18 protein-coding genes are annotated in these 17,542 nt (G+C 71.4%); 10 read left to right on the plus strand and 8 right to left on the minus strand.

Translation table 11 applies throughout. From position 1 onward, the window contains the following. Positions 1-106 precede the first annotated feature (106 nt). The gene (locus CLT71_RS09755; protein ID WP_101366830.1) at positions 107-442 is read right to left on the minus strand and encodes a hypothetical protein; all 336 of its coding nucleotides are present in this window, start codon (positions 440-442) and stop codon (positions 107-109) included. Positions 443-541: 99 nt separating this feature from the next. On the opposite strand from CLT71_RS09755, the gene CLT71_RS09760 reads away from it, so the two are divergent. Then, the gene (locus tag CLT71_RS09760) at positions 542-1,795 is read left to right on the plus strand and encodes a cysteine desulfurase-like protein (protein ID WP_101366831.1); all 1,254 of its coding nucleotides are present in this window, start codon (positions 542-544) and stop codon (positions 1,793-1,795) included. Then, positions 1,792-2,076 carry a GNAT family N-acetyltransferase gene (locus tag CLT71_RS09765; RefSeq protein WP_101366832.1) on the plus strand — a complete coding sequence of 95 codons (285 nt, stop codon included), beginning with the start codon at positions 1,792-1,794 and terminating at the stop codon, positions 2,074-2,076. The genes CLT71_RS09760 and CLT71_RS09765 overlap by 4 nt, the downstream gene beginning before the upstream one ends. An 83-nt stretch (positions 2,077-2,159) precedes the next feature. Here the strand turns inward: CLT71_RS09765 and CLT71_RS09770 are convergent, their stop codons facing one another. Together CLT71_RS09770 and CLT71_RS37915 are read right to left on the minus strand one after the other, a co-directional pair. Continuing rightward, the gene (locus tag CLT71_RS09770; RefSeq protein WP_101366833.1) at positions 2,160-2,447 is read right to left on the minus strand and encodes a flavin reductase; all 288 of its coding nucleotides are present in this window, start codon (positions 2,445-2,447) and stop codon (positions 2,160-2,162) included. Continuing rightward, the gene (locus CLT71_RS37915; protein WP_486483170.1) at positions 2,444-2,569 is read right to left on the minus strand and encodes a hypothetical protein; all 126 of its coding nucleotides are present in this window, start codon (positions 2,567-2,569) and stop codon (positions 2,444-2,446) included. Before CLT71_RS37915 ends, CLT71_RS09770 begins: the two co-directional genes overlap by 4 nt. A gap of 305 nt (positions 2,570-2,874) precedes the next feature. Between CLT71_RS37915 and CLT71_RS09775 the strand changes: the two genes are divergently transcribed. Both CLT71_RS09775 and CLT71_RS09780 read left to right on the plus strand, forming a co-directional pair. Further along, positions 2,875-3,642 (plus strand): Scr1 family TA system antitoxin-like transcriptional regulator, encoded by a 768-nt coding sequence (locus CLT71_RS09775; RefSeq protein WP_101366834.1) that lies wholly within the window; start codon positions 2,875-2,877, stop codon positions 3,640-3,642. Beyond that, entirely contained in the window at positions 3,630-3,833 is a 204-nt protein-coding gene (locus CLT71_RS09780) for a DUF397 domain-containing protein (protein ID WP_101366835.1), read from the plus strand. Before CLT71_RS09775 ends, CLT71_RS09780 begins: the two co-directional genes overlap by 13 nt. 506 nt (positions 3,834-4,339) lie before the next feature. Here CLT71_RS09780 and CLT71_RS09785 read toward each other — a convergent pair. Together CLT71_RS09785 and CLT71_RS09790 are read right to left on the minus strand one after the other, a co-directional pair. After that, positions 4,340-4,579 (minus strand): hypothetical protein, encoded by a 240-nt coding sequence (locus CLT71_RS09785; protein WP_101366836.1) that lies wholly within the window; start codon positions 4,577-4,579, stop codon positions 4,340-4,342. Between the two features lie 345 nt (positions 4,580-4,924). Then, complete coding sequence (locus tag CLT71_RS09790; RefSeq protein WP_101366837.1) at positions 4,925-5,251, minus strand: hypothetical protein; 327 nt, start codon at positions 5,249-5,251, stop codon at positions 4,925-4,927. Positions 5,252-5,395: 144 nt separating this feature from the next. Between CLT71_RS09790 and CLT71_RS09795 the strand changes: the two genes are divergently transcribed. Then, positions 5,396-6,436: a PQQ-dependent sugar dehydrogenase gene (locus CLT71_RS09795; protein ID WP_486483662.1), complete on the plus strand. Its 1,041-nt coding sequence runs from the start codon at positions 5,396-5,398 to the stop codon at positions 6,434-6,436. Positions 6,437-6,482: 46 nt separating this feature from the next. On the opposite strand, the gene CLT71_RS09800 is transcribed toward CLT71_RS09795, so the two are convergent. Both CLT71_RS09800 and CLT71_RS09805 read right to left on the minus strand, forming a co-directional pair. Next, complete coding sequence (locus CLT71_RS09800) at positions 6,483-7,256, minus strand: DUF6042 family protein (RefSeq protein ID WP_101366839.1); 774 nt, start codon at positions 7,254-7,256, stop codon at positions 6,483-6,485. Between the two features lie 157 nt (positions 7,257-7,413). Beyond that, positions 7,414-8,934, minus strand: coding sequence for a glycoside hydrolase family 3 protein (locus tag CLT71_RS09805; RefSeq protein ID WP_101366840.1), 1,521 nt, complete (start codon positions 8,932-8,934; stop codon positions 7,414-7,416). A 160-nt stretch (positions 8,935-9,094) separates the two neighbouring features. Between CLT71_RS09805 and CLT71_RS09810 the strand changes: the two genes are divergently transcribed. The 5 genes from CLT71_RS09810 to CLT71_RS09830 all read left to right on the plus strand — a co-directional run bounded on the left by CLT71_RS09810 (position 9,095) and on the right by CLT71_RS09830 (position 13,399). Continuing rightward, on the plus strand, positions 9,095-9,307 hold the full coding sequence (locus CLT71_RS09810; RefSeq protein ID WP_101366841.1) for a hypothetical protein: 213 nt from the start codon (positions 9,095-9,097) through the stop codon (positions 9,305-9,307). A 200-nt stretch (positions 9,308-9,507) separates the two neighbouring features. Then, complete coding sequence (locus CLT71_RS09815; RefSeq protein ID WP_101371298.1) at positions 9,508-11,202, plus strand: RecQ family ATP-dependent DNA helicase; 1,695 nt, start codon at positions 9,508-9,510, stop codon at positions 11,200-11,202. A gap of 133 nt (positions 11,203-11,335) precedes the next feature. After that, complete coding sequence (locus CLT71_RS09820; RefSeq protein ID WP_101366842.1) at positions 11,336-11,842, plus strand: hypothetical protein; 507 nt, start codon at positions 11,336-11,338, stop codon at positions 11,840-11,842. Positions 11,843-12,015: 173 nt separating this feature from the next. Next, positions 12,016-13,023 (plus strand): phosphotransferase, encoded by a 1,008-nt coding sequence (locus tag CLT71_RS09825; protein ID WP_158242206.1) that lies wholly within the window; start codon positions 12,016-12,018, stop codon positions 13,021-13,023. A 73-nt stretch (positions 13,024-13,096) separates the two neighbouring features. Continuing rightward, positions 13,097-13,399 carry a hypothetical protein gene (locus CLT71_RS09830; RefSeq protein WP_486483171.1) on the plus strand — a complete coding sequence of 101 codons (303 nt, stop codon included), beginning with the start codon at positions 13,097-13,099 and terminating at the stop codon, positions 13,397-13,399. Between the two features lie 118 nt (positions 13,400-13,517). On the opposite strand, the gene CLT71_RS09835 is transcribed toward CLT71_RS09830, so the two are convergent. Then, complete coding sequence (locus CLT71_RS09835; protein ID WP_143743424.1) at positions 13,518-17,507, minus strand: S8 family serine peptidase; 3,990 nt, start codon at positions 17,505-17,507, stop codon at positions 13,518-13,520. Positions 17,508-17,542 lie beyond the last annotated feature (35 nt).

Below are 17,542 nucleotides of genomic sequence, written 5' to 3' on the forward strand. Positions count from 1 at the left end.
GGCCTGTCAATGACCGATCGGGAAGATTTCCAAACGTCCGGGCGGGGCGACGTACCACCGGCGGTCGGCGGTGGCGGTCGACCGCCACCGCCGCCGTGTCACGCGATCAGCCGGCGTTACGGCCGATCCTCACCACCACCTGGTCGGCATCGGCGCTCTGCACCGTGGCGTACAGGCCGCCGACCTCGGTGGCCTGCTGGCCGACGGTAAGCGACAACTGCTCGCCGGCGACCTCGATGGTCACCCGGTCGCCGTCGACGCCGACCAGTTTGGCCTCGACGCCGAGGATGCTGGCCTGGGCATCGACGCCCCGGTCGAAGGTGACGGTGCAGGCGTCCAGCCCGCAGTCGGTGCTGGCGCCCTCGGAACTACAGCCGGCCATTACGGCCACACCGAGGGCCAGGCCGGCGAGGAGACCGGCAGCGCGACGGACGGTGGTCATCTGGCGGTACGGGGGATTCGTCACCCCACCAACGGTACCCGGAGTGATCCAGGCAACGGCCCGGCCAAGATCGTGGCAACGGCCGATATCGTGCCTGCCATGCCGTTCGAGATCGCCCGGGTCCGGGCCGCCTACCCCGCCCTCGTCGAGGGATACGCGCACTTCGACGGGGCCGCCGGCACCCAGGTCGCCGCCCCGGTCGCCGAGGCGGTGGCCGGCACGATGCGCACCGCGGTGGCCAACCTGAGCAGCGCGCACATTCCCGGGCAGCGTTCCGGTGAACTCGTGGCAGCGGCCCGTGCGGCGGTCGCCGACCTGCTCGGCGCGACCCCGGACGGGGTGGTGTTCGGGCCGAGCGCGACGGCGCTCACCTACCACGTGTCCCGGACGCTCGCCCAGGCGTGGCGCCCCGGCGACGAGGTGGTGGTCTCCCGGCTCGACCACGACTCCAACGTCCGGCCCTGGGTGCAGGCGGCCGAGGCGACCGGCGCGGTCGTCCGGTGGGCCGAGTTCGACCCGGAGACCGGTGAACTGCCCGCCGGGCAGTACGCCGACCTGGTCGGGCCGCGTACCCGGGTGGTGGCGCTCACCGCCGGCAGCAACGCCATCGGCACCGTGCCGGACGTGGCCGGGATCGCCGCCACCGCGCACGCGGCCGGTGCGCTGGTCTACGTCGACGGGGTGCACGCCACCCCGCACGGCCCGACCGATGTCGCCGCGCTCGGCGCCGACTTCTACGTCACCAGCGCCTACAAGTGGTCCGGCCCGCACCTGTCCGCCGTCGTCGCCGACCCGGCCCGCTGGGCGGAGCTGCGCCCGGCGAAGCTGCACCCCTCCCCCGACCGGGGACCGGAGCGGTTCGAACTCGGTACGCCGAGCTTCCCGCTGCTGGCCGGGATCCGGGCCGCCGTCGACCACCTGGCCGGGCTGGACCCGGATGCCACCGGTGACCGCCGGTCCCGGGTACGGGCCGGGCTGGCCGCCGCGCTCGCCCACGAGGAGCGGCTCTTCGACCGCCTCCGCCGGGGCCTGGCCGGGCTGCCCGGAATCACCGTCTACGGCGCGCCCGAGCACCGCTGCCCGACCGTGTCGTTCCGGCTCGCCGGCCGGACACCGCAGCAGACCGCGGCCGCGCTCGGCGAGCGCGGGGTCTGCGTCTCGGCCGGCGACTACTACGCGTACGAGTACTTCTCGGCGCTGGGGCTGCGGGACAGTGGCGGGGCGGTCCGGGCCAGCGTGTACCACTACAACACCGTCGAGGATGTCGACCGGCTGCTCGCCGAACTCGACCGGCTCGCCGTGGCCGAGGTCACCGACGGCACCGGGCTGGTGGGTGGAGAATTGCTCCGGTGAGCTTCCTGGTCCAAGAGAACCCCGCCCGCCGCCGCTTCGAGATCCTGGTCGACGACGCCCTCGCCGGCTTCATCGGCTATCAGGTCGAGTCCGGGACGAAGGTGCTGGCGCACACCGAGGTCGACAAGCAGTTCGAGGGCAAGGGTGTCGGCAGCGCGCTGGCCCGGGGCACCCTCGACCAGCTCCGCGACCGGGACGAACGGGTCCGGGTCACCTGCCCGTTCCTGGTCGCCTACCTCGATCGGCATCCCGAGTACGCCACGGTCGTCGCTGAGGACTGAGCCGCTCGCGATCGGCTCCGCACCCGTGCCCGCCCCGGATCAGGGGAGTCGATCCGGGGCGGGCGTGGGGGTGATGAGGCGGGTCAGCGGCGGCGCGGCACCCAGTGCAGGATCTGGCCGACGAGCAGTGCGGGGTGGGTGTCGGGTAGTTGTTGCAGGGCGTGGGCGAGGTGTGCGCCGAGATAGACCAACAGTCCGACCCGGTCGCCGTCGAAGCCGACGAGCAGGGCGAGCCGGGCCTGTTGACATGGCCAGGGGTGGTTACATTCGCGGCAGTCGTACGTCTGGGTCGGGGTGTGCCCGTCTGCCTGGAGTTCGCGTCTGCGTCGTCGTGCGGCAAAGCGTTCCCAACGGCTCCGTGGTCCGATCACCGGTCACGTCCGTGCACCGGCGCGGTCTCGCTGTGCCGGGGCGGCTGCGTCAGGGCGCGGATCTCGGCCAGCTCGGTCTCCGTCAGCTCGACCGGGGGCAGTGGCGAATAGGGCGCTGGCACCACTTCGATCGAGCCGGGACAGCGCCAGCGCCAACCACACCGGCAGTATCGCCAAAGGCGGCGCCAGTCGCGTCGGTGGTAGGGCCGTCTGCGCCGAAGTCTCATGGTGGTACCTCCCGTCGGCCGGAGTGTGGACGGGGATGGGCCAGGCTCCGACGCACCGACACCACCTCCGTGGGCATCCGTCCGTAACGCGGCCGAACCGGGCGGAATGCGTGGTTGCAATCATGCTTTCCGTTACGGAACAATCACACCGCGCTTCATGAGGTTCTCCCTAGGTTCGAGACGTCCAGTTGGGAGCAGGAATGAACCGAGCACTTCAGATCGCCATGGCCGAATCGGGCCAGACGGCCGAATCTCTCACAGCTCAGATCGGCGTCGATCCGAAGACAGCGGCGCGATGGGTAACCCGGGGACGCATCCCGCAGACCCGGCACCGCAACCGAGTCGCAGAGGCTGTTGGGAGGGACGTAGGGGACCTTTGGCCGGACGTACTGCGGCGTCGGGAGCCGACGTGGCTCCGGGAATGGATCGAACTGGAGCGGGAGGCCAGGCTTCTCCGCTGGTTCGAGCCCGCGTTGATCCCCGGTCTGCTCCAGACCGAGGCGTACGCGCGGGCGGTACTCGGCTGGGGCGGGCTGATGTCCGCCGACGAGGTCGACGAGCGCACCGAGTCCCGAATGGCACGACAGGCCATCCTCGGTGGGCGCCGGCCGCCCCAGTTCTTCGCGATGATCGACGAGGCGGCGCTACGCCGCAACGTCGGCGGAAACGCGGTGATGGCCGAGCAGAGCCGGAAGCTCGTCCAGCTCGCCGAGAATCCCCATGTCCACATTCAGGCAGTGCCGCTGACCGCCGGGGCACACGCTGGACTTGCCGGCGGCTTCATCCTGGCCAAGGGCCCGACCGGGGGCGTGGCACACCTGGACGATCCGCTGCAAGCACGCGTGGTCAGCAAGCCCGAAGACATTGATACGCTGGAGGCAAAGTGGGAAGCAATCAGGGCTGTAGCCCTGCCCACGCCCCTGACACTGGACCTGATCACGGAAGTAGCAACGGCATGGCAGACCTGACCGGCGCAATCTGGCGGAAGTCGACCCGCAGCGGTAACGGCGGGTCCACCTGTGTCGAGGTGGCGAAGAACCTTCCCGGCGTCGTGGGCGTCCGCGACAGCAAGGACGTGACCGGCCCGGTGCTGGCGTTCGAGCCGGCCGCATGGACGAGCTTCGTCGGCCTCGCGAAGGCGATCGGCCCGGTCGACTAAACCTAGTTGTATCGGCTCCTTGATGTCGTAGTCGTTCGCCAGCGTCCGGAACGACTCGACGCCGAAAGGGATCGGCGCCGAGGTCCCATACGAACACAAGGCCGTCAGTGTTTAACGTGGCCGCCCATCGGCCGTCCGGGCTGACCGCCACGTCAAGGAGGCCGTCGGCGCCGGCAGCGAGCACGCCGCAGCACTCGCCCCCGGCCAGATCCACACCTGCGCGGCGCCGACGTCGCTGGTGGCGGCGATGGCTATGGTGCCGATGCTCGCTAACGCCCGGACCTCGTCCGTGGGGCAGCCGGGACGAGGCGTCTACGTGGCCGGCAAGGAGTAACCGGGCAGCGGTCGAGGCCGCCCGCCACCAGGCAGACGGTCCCGATGCCTCCGGTTCGCGGTCAGCCAGTATGGACACCCCTGCTGTCGGGTTTTAGCCTCGACCTTTCGGTGGGTAGATCTATATGCGACGGAGCGTCACCCTGGCAAGGTAGGCGGCCCCGATACGTTTATCAGCCCTGCGCTTCGGGCTCTTCGTCCTCAGGCTGTTCACCGACCGCCTGCCCGGTGACCTGAATGAAGACGTGTCCACCGCCAGTGCGGTTCATCACCTCGGTCACCCGCAGAGTCGTGTTATAGGCGGCCACCTTCATGTAGGGCTTGTCCTTGTACAGCAGCAGCCACATCTTCTCGCCGTTCGGCGCGAACCACTCCGGTAGTTCAATCCGTTCGTAGTCTGAGTGCTTGGGCATAGGAGCTCCCTCGAAGGTGACTGTGCATCGACCGGGGACTAGAGAGACGACGCTACCGGCGGAGCTAGCGGAGGAGGAAGGCTCTTACGGGTCTCGATGTCATCGCATGTCCCCTGTTCGACCCGTAAACCCGCGGTTCGGGTTCGCCGATCACCCGTACGGCTTCACGCTCAATTTTGGCCTGCCGCTGGTAGGGCGTGGGGCGGCAGGGGTCGTGCTCGCTGCTGTACAGGGGGTCACCCCGCCGCGCGGCGGCTGCCGCCAACTGTCGGTTACGCTGCGCCCCGGTCAGCGCCTCGTACCGCTCGGGGTCGCTGGTCCTGATGGCTTTCGGTTCGGCGGGTGTCACAGCTCCTCCGTCCACGGACACGGGACGAGGTACAGCTCGGAGCCGTCGTCCAGGCAAAGCGTGACGTACTCGCTGACCAGGCCTTCCGCGTCGGTGCTGATGGACATTCCGGCGACGCTGGCCGACACGACCTGGCCTTCGCTGTTGGAACGGCCGGGCCAGCGGTTGAGCCGTTTGGCCTGCGCCGGGGTCAGCGTGTGCTGGACCTGCTTGCCGAATTGCGCCCGGAGGTGCTTCCCGACAACCTGTGGGAAGGCGGCGATGAACTCAGCACCCCACGCCCGCCCCGGCTCGCCTCCCCGATCCGGGGCGGGCTCTCCCAACCGGAGATCGCAGGCAGCGCCGCAACTCCTACAATCAGGCCGTAGCGCCTCCGCCACCCGGACAGCCCGGAACGGGCTACCGTCGTACCCGTGGCGAAGCCGGGAGTGCGCACGACGGGCCGGACGGGTCGGTGGGTCATCGTGGTGGTCCTGGTGGTGGCGCTGGCCGCCGCCGGGATCGGCGTGGGGCTGTGGCGGGGTTGGTTCGCCGACCCGTCGGTCTCGGACGCGCCCCGGGCCCGGGCCGGCACCGTGCAGACCCTGGTGGCCGATCTCGAAGCGCCCTGGGGGCTCGCCTTCCTTCCCGACGGCTCGGCACTGGTCACCGAGCGGGACAGCAAACGGGTGCTCCAGGTCTCCGGCGGCGAGGCCCGGGAGGTGGCCCGGATCGAGGAGGCGACTCCGGCCGGCGAGGGCGGCCTGCTCGGCATCGCCGTCTCCCCCGACTACGCCACCGACCGCTGGGTGTACGTCTACTACACCGCCGCCGACGACAACCGGGTCGCCCGGCTGCGCCTCGGCGAGGGCAGCCCGGAGATCGTGTTGAGCGGGATCCCGCGCGGCTCGCGTACGCACAACGGCGGGCGGATCGCCTTCGGCCCCGACGGGATGCTCTACGTCGGCACCGGGGACGCCGGTGACCGCGACGCCGCACAGGACCGGAACAGTCTGGCCGGCAAGATCCTCCGGATGACCCCGGACGGCCGGCCCGCCCCCGGCAACCCGTTCGGCGACACCCTGGTCTACAGCTACGGCCACCGCAACGTGCAGGGGTTCGGCTGGCACGCCGACGCGACGATGTACGCGGCCGAGTTCGGCCAGAACCACTACGACGAACTCAACCGGATCACGCCGGGCGGGAACTACGGCTGGCCGGAGGTCGAGGGCGACTCCGACGACTCCCGGTTCGTCGCACCGGTCGCCACCTGGGGTACCCACGAGGCGTCCCCGAGCGGGCTGGCGGTGGTAGGTGACCGGGTCTGGCTCGCCTGCCTGCGCGGGCAGCGGCTCTATCGGATCGGTACCGACGGGCAGGGCGCGGAGGCGTTGCTGACCGGCGAGTACGGCCGGCTCCGGCACGTCGCCCCGGCGCCGGACGGGTCGCTGTGGGTGCTCACCTCCAACCGGGACGGACGCGGCTCGCCGTCCGACGACGACGATCGCATCCTGCGCCTGGTCCCCTGACCGGCCTGGTAGTCATTGGTCCTGATCGGGCCTAATGACCAGCGGTCTAGATGGCGTGCTCCGGAGCCGGTAGTTCGGTGAACGGGAACCTGAGCCGGAAGTCCGGCCACGGGACGCTGAGCCGCAGCCGGTCGCCGCCACGGCCGGCGTCGATGCCCAACTCGGCGATCTGACCCAGGTCGACGAGCGAGCGTCGAGCCTGCTCCTCGGTGACCCCGGCCACGCCGGCCAGGCTGGTCAGGCTGGTGCTGACCAGCCGACGCCGCCACCGCCGACGGGTCCGCTGGGCCAGCCGGCGGATTGCGATGGCCACGAGTACGGCCTGGTCGTCCCGCTGCGCCCGCGCCTCCAACTCCCGCTCCGCCTCGGAGAGCGGCAGCACCTCCAGCGGGTCACGGTCCAGCCGGGGGCTGACCCACGGATCGTCGCCGTCGCCCTCGGACACCTCGAACAGCCCGAACTCCGCCAGGCAGAGCAGCAGCTCGCCGACGGTGTGCGGTACCGGCAGGTCGCGCCGCCGGCACATCTCGGCGAAGAGTTCGATCCGGGTGGCGCGGATCCGCACCATCCAGGCGTAGTGCTGCCGGGCGTGCAGCTCGGCGTCCTCGGCGTCCCGGCCGGCGCGCCGTCGCCGGGCCCGGTCCACCCACTCGTCGACGCTGCCGGGGTCGCACCACGCCGATCCGTCCCAGGGGATCGTCGACCAGGTCGATCGACGAAAACGGGGTTCCCCGGGTACGACGGTGAGGTAGACGAAGGCGCAGGGAAGCCACCGGATCCAGGACGGGGTGAGGGCGGCCCGCTGCCAGCGAGGGGTCACCGGACGAACGATACAGCGACTCGCCGTGAACGTGGGGGCACCCTTCGTGACAGCCGTGGTACTGATCGAAGGTCGCCCCGACCTCGCCACCGCGCTCACCCCACCGGGCCGGACGAGAGTCCGATCAGGACCGTCGCCGAGCAGCTCGGCCCTCCGATCAGGAGTGACCGGCGAGCACTTCGGCAGCGGCCCGGCCGGCGGCCCGGGTCGCACCGTAGGTTGCCAGGTGCACCCGACCGGTGACGGTGGAAGGCACCCCCAGCTCCACCACCACCGCGTCCGGACGGTCGACCAGGATCCGGCGTACCGCCGCCGACATCCAGGGATGCCGGTGCAGGTCACGGACCACAAGCACCAGTGGCCGGCCGGTCGCCCCGGCGAGGGCACCGGCCGGCGGGGCGTGCCCGGCAGCCAGGTCACCGGCGGCCAGCCGTACGGTCGTGGTGCCGGGCAACAGGGCGGCCAGCGGGGCACCCACGCCCCACGGCGTCTCGGCGCCGATCGCGATGTTCCGGGGCGGCTCGAACTCCAGCACGTGGGCCGGGCCGGTCAGCGGCAACCCGGCCGGGCCGGCGGTACCGTCGGTGACCCGGACCGCCCGGCGTGCGGCGGCCAGCCCCAACGCGGAGCCGTCCGGCCCGGTGGGGATCCACTCGGCGTGCTGTGCCCGGGCGGCAGCACTCCAGGCGGCCAGCAGACCGACCCGCTTGGCGGCCTCGACCAGACGCTCTTCCGGCAGCACCCCGGCCAGCACCGCGTCGACGATCGCGTCCCGCAGCCGCAGCGCGTCCGCCTCGTCGGCGTGCTCGCCGCCGACACAGATCGCGTCCGCACCGGCGACCAGGGCCCGGACGGTCGCCCCGGCGAAGCCGTACCGGTCGGCGACCGCGCGCATCTCGATGCCGTCGGTCACCACCACGCCCTGGAAGCCCAGCTCCTCGCGGAGCAGGTCGGTCAGGACCCGTCGACTCAACGTCGCCGGCCACTCCTCGTCGATCGCCGGGACCAGCAGGTGACCGGTCATCACCGCCTGCACCCCGGCGTCGATCGCCGCCCGGAACGGCGGCAGCTCACACGCGTCGAGGCGGGCCCGGGAGACAGCGATCCGGGGTACGTCGAGGTGCGAGTCGACGCTGGTGTCCCCGTGCCCGGGGAAGTGTTTGGCGCAGGCGGCGACCCCGGCCGACTGGAGGCCGCGTACCCAGGCGGCTGTGTGTCGGGCGACGAGCCCCGGCTCGGCCCCGAAGGAGCGTACGCCGATCACCGGGTTGTCGGGGTTGGCGTTGACGTCGGCGTCCGGGGCGTAGTTCAGCGAGATGCCGGCGGCGGCCAGCTCGGCCCCGAGATCCCGGGCGACCGCCTCGGTCAGCTCGGGGTCGTCGACCGCGCCGAGCGCCAGGTTGCCGGGCCGGGAGCTGCCCAGCCGGGATTCCAGCCGGGTGACGTCACCGGCCTCCTCGTCGATCGCCACCAGCACGTCCGGCCGTTCCGCCCGCATCGCGTCGGTCAGCGCGGTGACCTGCTCGGCGTCGACCACGTTGCGGGCGAACAACACCACCCCGCCGAGTCCTTCGGCGAGCCATCGGCGCACCCAGTCCGGCGGTCGGGTGGTGCCGACGAAGCCGGGCTGGAGCACCGCTGCCGCCAGGCTGGACAGGTTGTCCGTCGTTCCGCTCATCCCGCCGGTTACCCCCGTATCTACTGTGGACAGCGCCCGCCCTGGTAGCGGCGGGTGCTGCCATGGTCACACCACCTCGGAAAATAGTCAATAAACCTTCCTATTAGCCGGAACGGCCCGGAGATGCGACACGGCGCCGACGACGTGCGAGAGTGCTGGAATGCAGTCCAGCATCGCGGAGACCACCGCGCGCCTCGCGGAGACGGCGTCGCACCTCGCGGAGACCGCCTCGCGCCTCGCCGAGCTGCCGCGGCACCTGCTCGCCGCGCAGGAGAGAAGCTGGTTCGACATCCCCGGCGTCCGGATCGTCGGCGCCATCCTCGGTACCGTGCTGCTGCTCGCCGCACTACGTTCGATGTTCGGCCGCCGCTGAACTGGACGTCCGGCCGCCGCTGAACTGGACGTCCGGCCGCCGCCGAACTGGACTCCGGCCGCCATTGAACTGGATGGCCGGACGCCGTTGGACTTGATGGTCGGCAGCCGGCAGTGCGGCCGGCCGTCGCCGGGCCGGAGTGGTCGGCCACAGCCGGTCGCCGTTTCGGGCTGGCGCCGCCGGGGTACCTCCGGCGACCGATGAAGCTGCCACCCCTGAACGCCACCCGGCTCCGTCGTGCCGCCCGGCACCGGTTCGGCTGGCGATCGTTGCGCCCCGACCAGCTCACGGCGATGCGTGCGTTGATGCGCCGCCGGGACGCCCTGGTGATCCTGCCGACCGGGGCCGGAAAATCGGCTGTCTACCAGGTACCGGCGACGCTGTTGACCGGACCGACGGTGGTGATCTCACCCCTGCTGGCCCTCCAGCAGGACCAGATCGCCGCGCTCAACGACCGTGGCCAGCCGGAGCTGCGGGCGGTGCGGATCAGCTCGGCGGAGAGCGCCGGGCAGCAGGCCGCCGCCCTGGACGAGATCCGGACCGGCCGGGCCCGGTTCCTCTTCACCACCCCCGAACAGCTCAGCAACCCGGATCGGCTGGCCGAGGTACGCGCGCTGCGCCCGGCCATGGTCGCGGTGGACGAGGCGCACTGCATCTCCGCCTGGGGACACGACTTCCGCCCCGACTATCTGGCGCTGGGACACCTGATCCGGGAACTGGGCCGCCCGCCGGTGGTCGCGTTGACCGCCACCGCGTCCCCGCCGGTCCGGGACGACATCGTCGACCGGCTCGGCCTGCACAAGCCGAAGGTGGTGGTCTCCGGGCTGGACCGGGCCAACCTCTTCCTGGAGGTGGCGAACTGCGCCACCGAGGACTACCGGTGGCGGCGGTTGCTCGCGCTGCTCCGCGCCGAGTCCCGGCCCGGAATCGTCTACGTGCCGACCCGGCGGGCCGCCGAGGAGCTTGCCGAACGGCTGACCGAGGCCGACTTCCCGGCGGAGTACTACCACGGCGGGATGCCGGCCGGAGCCCGCGAGGAACTGCACGAGGACTTCCTCGCCGACCGGGTACCGATCATGGTCGCCACCTCCGCGTTCGGGATGGGCATCGACAAGCCGAACATCCGCTGGGTGGCGCACATGGCGCTGCCGGACGCACCGGACAGCTACCTCCAGGAGATCGGCCGGGCCGGCCGGGACGGCGATCCGGCCCGCGCGCTGCTGCTGTGGCGGGCCGAGGACGTCGGACTGCGCCGCTACTTCACCGGCGGCGCCCCGGATCCCGACGAGTTGCGCGACCTCGCCGCACTGCTCCGGGACGGAGCCACCACGCGGACCGCGCTGCGTGAACGGACCGGTCTCGGGCCCCGCAAGCTCGGTCAACTCCTCGCGCTGCTGGAGCAGGTCGGAGCCGCCGACACCCGGCCGGACAACCGGCTCGGCAGCCCGCGCTACGCCCCGAAGCCCGTCGACGCGGCAGCCGCCGCAGTTGCCGAGGCGGAACGGCAGCAGGCGGTGCAGCGGTCGCGTACCGACATGATGCGGGCGTTCGCCGAGACCCGGGGCTGCCGGGGACAGTTCCTGCTGGCGTACTTCGGTGAGCGGCTGCCGAAACCCTGCCGACACTGCGACAACTGCCAGGCCGGGTTGCCCGCAGCCGCACCGGCCGGCACCGGGGCGGCTGCGGGTGATCGCGGCCGGCAGGGTCGGCGGGGCGCGAAGGCCAACGAGCCATTTCCGGTACACAGTGCGGTCCGGCACACCGAGTGGGGCTCCGGAATGGTGCTCAGCTACGAGGAGGACCGGATGACCGTGCTCTTCGACGAGGTGGGCTACAAGACCCTCTCGGTGCCGGTGGTCCGGGAGCAGGGCCTACTGGAGCCGGTGGACGACTGATCCACGGCCGACTGGGGTACGGAGCACAGGACGACACCGGAAACACGCCCGTTCCGTACGGCGATTCGGTTTGCCCCCGGCCACTGCGTGCCGTGGGATGTGATGGTTTGTTCTGGAGTGGAGGGAGGTTGCCGTGACCGAGCAACCGCTATATGCGAGTGAGTTCGGATTCTCCGACGACGAGTGGGGGCTGCTCGTCGGCCTGCCGCAGTCGGTGCTGACCGCGGCCAGCGCCGCGGAGTCGGACGGCAGCCGCCGGACCCGGTCGGAGAACGCCGCCGGGCTGGAGAGCATCGCCGCCGGACGGGAGTCGGCCAGCCCGCTGGTCGCCGCCGTCGCCGGAGAGCTGATCACCCGGATCGGCGACCCGGAGGTGGGCGAGGAACTGCCGGTGATCGAGCCGGACGACCCGAAGGCGATGATCGCCGACGTGTTGAGCCGGGCGCAGAGCGCCTCGAAGCTGCTCGACGGCAAGGTCTCCGAGGGCGAGGCCGGGGCGTACCGGCACTGGCTGCTGACCATCGCCGAGCAGGTGGTGACCGCCGCGTCGACCGGTGGGGTACTCGGCCTCGGCGGTGACGAGGTGACCGAGAAGGAGCGGCGGTTCCGGGACGAGCTGTCGCACGTACTCAACGACTGAGCCGCTGCGGCGACGGCAGCGCCCCGTACCCGCCAGGGCTGCGGGGCGCTCTGCTGTTCCCGGTCAACGGGTCGGGGCGTACCGGACGAACGAGCGCCACGCGGCCGGGCCGAGGCACCTCCGGTTGCCCTGGTGGGCCGGCCGGTCCACTCGTAGGCTCGCTCGATATGCGCGTGACCCACTCGCTCCTGCACGCCGAGGACCTCGCCCAGCTCGTGGAACGGGAGTACGCCGTCGCGGCGCCCGTCACGGTGAGCCTGCTCAACCGCGGCTTCAACGACAGCTACCTCGTCACCGACGTCGAGGGCGGTCGCCGCGTGCTGCGGGTCTACAACCGCGAGAAATACTGGATCCGTTCGGAATCCGAGCTCCGCTTCGAACTCGACCTGCTCGAGCACCTGGCCGCGGCCGGGCTGGGCGTCATCCGGCCGTACCAGCGGACCGTCGGCGACCGGCTCGGCCGGCTGACGGCGCCCGAGGGCGAACGCTGCTTCGCCCTGTTCACCCACGCGGCTGGCCGTCCCCTGCACGAAGGCACGCTGACCACCGAGCAGTGGCGCGGGTTCGGCTCCGGCATCGCCCGGATGCACCTGGAGATGGACGCCTTCCACACCGGCCACGACCGCTACCACCTCGACGAACGCATCCTCGTCGAACGGCCGCTGGCCAGCCTGGCGCCCTATGCCCGCTCGGGCCGGGCCGCAGCGGACCTCGCCGAGCTCGGCAGGCTCGGCGAGCGGTTGACCGGCGAGATCCAGCGGCTCCGAGCGATCGGCGGCAGCGCATACGGGATCATCCATGCGGACCTGCACCGGGGCAACAGCAACATCGACGGCGACAGCGACAGCGACAGCGACGGACGCTTCGTCACGTTCGACTTTGACCACTGTGGATTCGGTCTACGCGCGTACGACCTGGTCGCTCTCTATCACGGGCCCGAGTCGCCGGCGGAGGACCGCGAACGCTGGGCAGCCGTTCTCGCCGGCTACCAGCAGGTCCGTCCGCTGAGCCGGAGCGAGGTGGCCGGCTTCCCCGTACTGGCCGCCTGCCGGGCGATGTGGGACATCGGTGACTGGCTGGGCGCCGCCAACCGTACCGGCGACGCCTGGATGACCGAGGCGGTGATCGCCAAACTGCTGGCGGACGTCCGCAACGCAGACCCGATGTCGGGCGGCCGCTGAGTTATCGGGCCAGCAGCGCCAGTTCGGATTCTCCGACGACGAGTGGGGGCTGCTCGTCGGCCTGCCGCAGTCGGTGCTGACCGCGGCCAGCGCCGCGGAGTCGGACGGCAGCCGCCGGACCCGGTCGGAGAACGCCGCCGGGCTGGAGAGCATCGCCGCCGGACGGGAGTCGGCCAGCCCGCTGGTCGCCGCCGTCGCCGGAGAGCTGATCACCCGGATCGGCGACCCGGAGGTGGGCGAGGAACTGCCGGTGATCGAGCCGGACGACCCGAAGGCGATGATCGCCGACGTGTTGAGCCGGGCGCAGAGCGCCTCGAAGCTGCTCGAGAAGGAGCGGCGGTTCCGGGACGAACTGTCGCACGTACTCAACGACTGAGCACTCCGGGCGGCAGTCCCCCCGTACCGCGACGGTGCGGGGCATCGGGCAGCCGGGCCGCCCGGCACGTCGCGCACAATGCGAGGCGTACCGGGCGGCTTCCCGCTACCGGTCGGTGTCAGCCTCGGGTGGTCAACCCGTAGGCGTCGTGCAGCGTCTGCACGATCCGGTTACCCGCGGAGTCCCATGCCTCGGTCCGCAACTTCACCGTCTCGGCACCGGGTCGCTTCGGGTGGTCCGCCTGGACGCGGTAGCTCCCGTCCGCCAGCCGCCAGGCAGGCAACCGCGTCCAGGTCCGGCCGTCGTCGTAGCTCGCCTGCACGGTCAGACCGGCGACCTTCGGCAGTGCACCGGTGGACACCTGCCGATAGGGCTCGACCGTGAACACGTGCTTGCGACCGGCCGGCAACCGGTTGTCGAGGTTGAGGTCGAGGCCGTAGCGCAGGAAGATCAGCGGCTGCGTGCCGCACTTGTCGACGCAGAGGCCGAGCCCGTCGTACCCGCGTGGAACCTCCTTGCCGCCCGGACTCTGCGATCGGAAGGTCCACTCGCTGTCCACCTTGGTGCCGTACCCACCGTGCGGCAGGATGTTCTCGAAGTGCTGGGTCATCCGGTACGAGGTCGGCCCGTCGGGCAGCTCGTAGTACGGCACGATGCCCGGAACTCCCACCATGCTCTGTTGCGGCAGCTCTCTGCCGTCGGCGTAGAGGCGGATCTCGTCAACTCCGACGATATTCTCGAACTCCTTGAGGTTGGAGTAGCTGGTCAACTGGTCGTAATGTCCGTGCTGGTCGACTGCGATGGTGAAGATCGGCATGATGTCCGCCGAGAACCAGCCGGTGTACCGGCAGGCCGTGCACGGCAGGCCCCCGGGCAGGACGGCCAGCGTCCGGGAATCGACGGTGAACGGGCCCGGTGGGGTGGGTCCCGCGCCCCAGGTCTCCACCCGGCTGTGCGGCCGGTGGAAGACCTCGTCGGTGTACATGGCCCCGCGGTAGTACGAGTAATGGTGGTTGGGACCCTTGGCCAGCCACTCCGCCAGGTCGGACGTGATCGCGCGCCGGAACCAGAGGGTCGTGTCGGAGACCGGCCCGATGTGCTGGGTCCGGGCTGTCGGACCGGCCGTCTCCTCCAGGGTCAGCAGGGAGTAGGACGCAGCAAGGCCGTCAACCGGGAGCAGCGTCGGCCAGGTCGGCTGCGCCCCGAACTCCTGCGCGACCGGCCGGTCGGCGTGGTAGTCCTGCCGGAGGTGAACCAGGTTCGAGTCGGTCACCCGGCGGGTCAGCGAGCCGGGAATCCGACCCTGCTCCAGGTACGACAGGGTGTAGACGTCCGGAATGGACGGCTGACCGTGGTACTGGAAGGTAGCCCTGCCCTTGGCCAGCCGGTTCCGGATCGCCCGGCCCTCGTCCGCCGGCACCGCGATGGTGGCCAGCGGGAACATGCTGTACGGGAACTGGTACCCGGTCAGCAGAGGCATCCCCTCGTTGGCGTAGGCGAGCACCGCGGCGGCGCCGGCCCGCGCGGCCCGGTTCAGCTCCGGGATGACGCTCTCGGCGCCGAAAACCGGGGTGATCGACCGGTCACCGGCATCCAGCAGCGCGACCTTGCCGCGTACGTCGACCCGGGCGAAGTCGGCCTCGCTGCCCGGCCCGACGTCGACGATCGGCAGCCGGCCCCTGCCGTCCAGCCGCCGCACGCTCGCCGAGTAGTTCTGGTACCGCGGGTGCAGGGTGCCCCGGTTGCCCAGTTCCGGGACCCGGGCGGTGAGCACCGGGGTGCCGAGCACGTGCCCGTGTTCGAAGTGGAACTTCCCGACCGTGACCGGCTCGGTGGGCAGCGCCCAGCCCTTGATGCCGTACGGCAGCTGGCCGGTCACCTCACCGAAGCCCATCGGCGAGCCGTCCACCTGGTGCCAGAAGTTGAGCGTGACTCCGTACTCCTCGGTAGGCCGGTCCGGGCGGACGTCGATCGGTACGGCCCGGTTCATGTCGAGCGTGATCGTGGTGTCGGCGGTGAGCTTGACCTGCGGGTCGGCCAGCGCCACCGCGTGGTTCAGCTCGTTGGTGTCGTCGTAGTCGAACTGGGCGACCGAGGTCACGGCGTAGACGCCCTCGTCCAGGTGCGCGCTCGTGGTCGCGGCCGCGGGCAGGAGAATCCACTCCCCGGTGTCCACATCCGTCCGCCGGATGATGACCAGGCCTCGGTGCACGGCGGTGGCGTCCTTCCGGGCCACCACGTTCACCGTCAGGTCGTGACCCAGCGGCTCCTTGTAGGCGCCGACCGGTGTCCGCAGCGTCAGGTCGCCCGCCGTGGCGACGACCTGGCCGGAATAGAGCCCGGCCGCACCCTTCTCCGTGTCGAAGACGACCGTCACGTCGGCGGTGCCCCCGGGCGACACCTGCACGCTGGACGGCGTGACCGCGAGCATCCCGGCCGGGGCGGCCGAGCCGTCCGCCTGCGTGAGTGCCGTCGAGACCGCGAGCGTCACCGGCTGGGTTCCGGTGTTGCGGTAGGTGACCGTACGGCTGGACGTGCCCTGCTGGGGATATCTCAGGCGGCCGAAGTCCGCCGTGGAGGTTGTCGGGATCACTGCGGCCCGGATCGCGGCGGCCACGTCGAGCTGCCCGGAGCCGGTCTGGTAGACGGAGAAGCTGTCGTCCCTCGCCGTCCCGATCAGCGCCGCCTTGAGCTGGCCCGCAGTCCAGTCCGGGTGCCGCTGGGCCAGGATCGCCGCCGCGCCCGCGACGTGCGGGGTTGCCATCGACGTGCCGGACATCGGCTGGTGCCCACCGCCCGGCTTGGCCGCGTTGATCGCGACGCCCGGCGCGGCCAGTTCCGGCTTGAGCGCGGAGTCCCCGACCCGGGGGCCCTGGCTTGAGAAGTCGGCGAGCCCGCCGGACTTGTCCACCGCCGCCACGGTCAGCGCCGAGTCGGCCACGCCGGGCGAGCCGACGCTGCGGGGCGTGCCGACGTTGCCGGCGGCGATGACGAACAGCGCACCGGTACCCGCGGTGAGGGCGTCGACGGCCAGGCTCAGTGGGTCGGTACCGTCGGTGGGAGCGCCCCCGAGGCTCAGGTTGACGATGTCGGCGTCCTGGTCGGCGGCGGCCCACTCCATGCCGGCGATCACGTCTGAGTCGCTGCAGGAACCGCCGTCGTCACAGACCTTGCCGACCAGTAGGCTCGCGCCGGGTGCCATGCCCCGGAAGCTGCCGCCGGCGCTGGCGATCGTGGCAGCGACATGGGTACCGTGCCCGTGGCCGTCGGCCACCGTCTGCCCCTGCACGAAGCTCTGGCTCGCCGTCACCCTGCCGGCCAGATCCGGATGTTGGGCGTCGACACCGGTGTCCAGCACCCCGACGGTGACGCCGGTGCCGTCGAAGCCGGCCGCCCACGCCTGCGGCGCACCCGTCTGTGGGACGCTCACGTCCAGCGACACCCGGACGGTGCCGTCCAGCCACACCCGGTCCAGGCCCGCGCCGAGCTGGCCGGGTTTGGGCGACACGCGCGCCCAGAACGCCGCCGCTTCGCTCTTCACCACGTCCAGAGCGGCACCGTTGATGCTGTCGATAGCCCGCACCTCCCGGCTGCCGGGCAGGTCGTCCGCCCTGGCCCGCAACTCCTTCTCCGCCGTCGCCCTCGAACGGGCCGACCGCAGGTCGGGGCCGGGCCCCTGGTAGCCGACGAGCACCGGCAGCGCGGCGGCCGTGCCGTCCGTGCGATTGTCCTCGATCAGGCGCCGGACGTCGAAGAGTCGCCGGTCCAGCCGCCCGGCCGCGACCAGTTCCGCCGCGTCCGACGGCAGCACGTAGAGGTTGTCCTGGTCTACCAGGGCCCGCACGAGGACCTGCCGGCCGTCCGGGCGGGCCGACACCTCGGTCTCGACCTGAGGCTTTCCGGTGGCGGGGATCGTCACCTGCACCCGGTCCCCGGTGACCAGCGTGATGTCATGGACCCTTGGTGTGCCGCCGGCGAGCTCGCGCAGCGCCGGGACGGCCGGCAGGGCACCTGGCGGTTCGGCGCTCGCCGGGACGGTGGCCCTGGTCAGCGGCAGCGCCACCAACAGGGCCGTGGCGAAAACGGTACATCGACGGAATGGACGCATCTGCTCTCCTACCTGATCTCTGCCGCGGATCTGAG

Source organism: Plantactinospora sp. CNZ320, from assembly GCF_002846275.1.

Coding starts and splice junctions, on each gene's coding strand:
- CLT71_RS09805 (WP_101366840.1), bottom strand. CDS start 8,934: ATGAGCGGAACGACGGACAACCTGTCCAGCCTGGCGGCAGCGGTGCTC.
- CLT71_RS09815 (WP_101371298.1), top strand. CDS start 9,508: ATGAAGCTGCCACCCCTGAACGCCACCCGGCTCCGTCGTGCCGCCCGG.
- CLT71_RS09785 (WP_101366836.1), bottom strand. CDS start 4,579: ATGCCCAAGCACTCAGACTACGAACGGATTGAACTACCGGAGTGGTTC.
- CLT71_RS09760 (WP_101366831.1), top strand. CDS start 542: ATGCCGTTCGAGATCGCCCGGGTCCGGGCCGCCTACCCCGCCCTCGTC.
- CLT71_RS09780 (WP_101366835.1), top strand. CDS start 3,630: ATGGCAGACCTGACCGGCGCAATCTGGCGGAAGTCGACCCGCAGCGGT.
- CLT71_RS09775 (WP_101366834.1), top strand. CDS start 2,875: ATGAACCGAGCACTTCAGATCGCCATGGCCGAATCGGGCCAGACGGCC.
- CLT71_RS09835 (WP_143743424.1), bottom strand. CDS start 17,507: ATGCGTCCATTCCGTCGATGTACCGTTTTCGCCACGGCCCTGTTGGTG.
- CLT71_RS09810 (WP_101366841.1), top strand. CDS start 9,095: ATGCAGTCCAGCATCGCGGAGACCACCGCGCGCCTCGCGGAGACGGCG.
- CLT71_RS09755 (WP_101366830.1), bottom strand. CDS start 442: ATGACCACCGTCCGTCGCGCTGCCGGTCTCCTCGCCGGCCTGGCCCTC.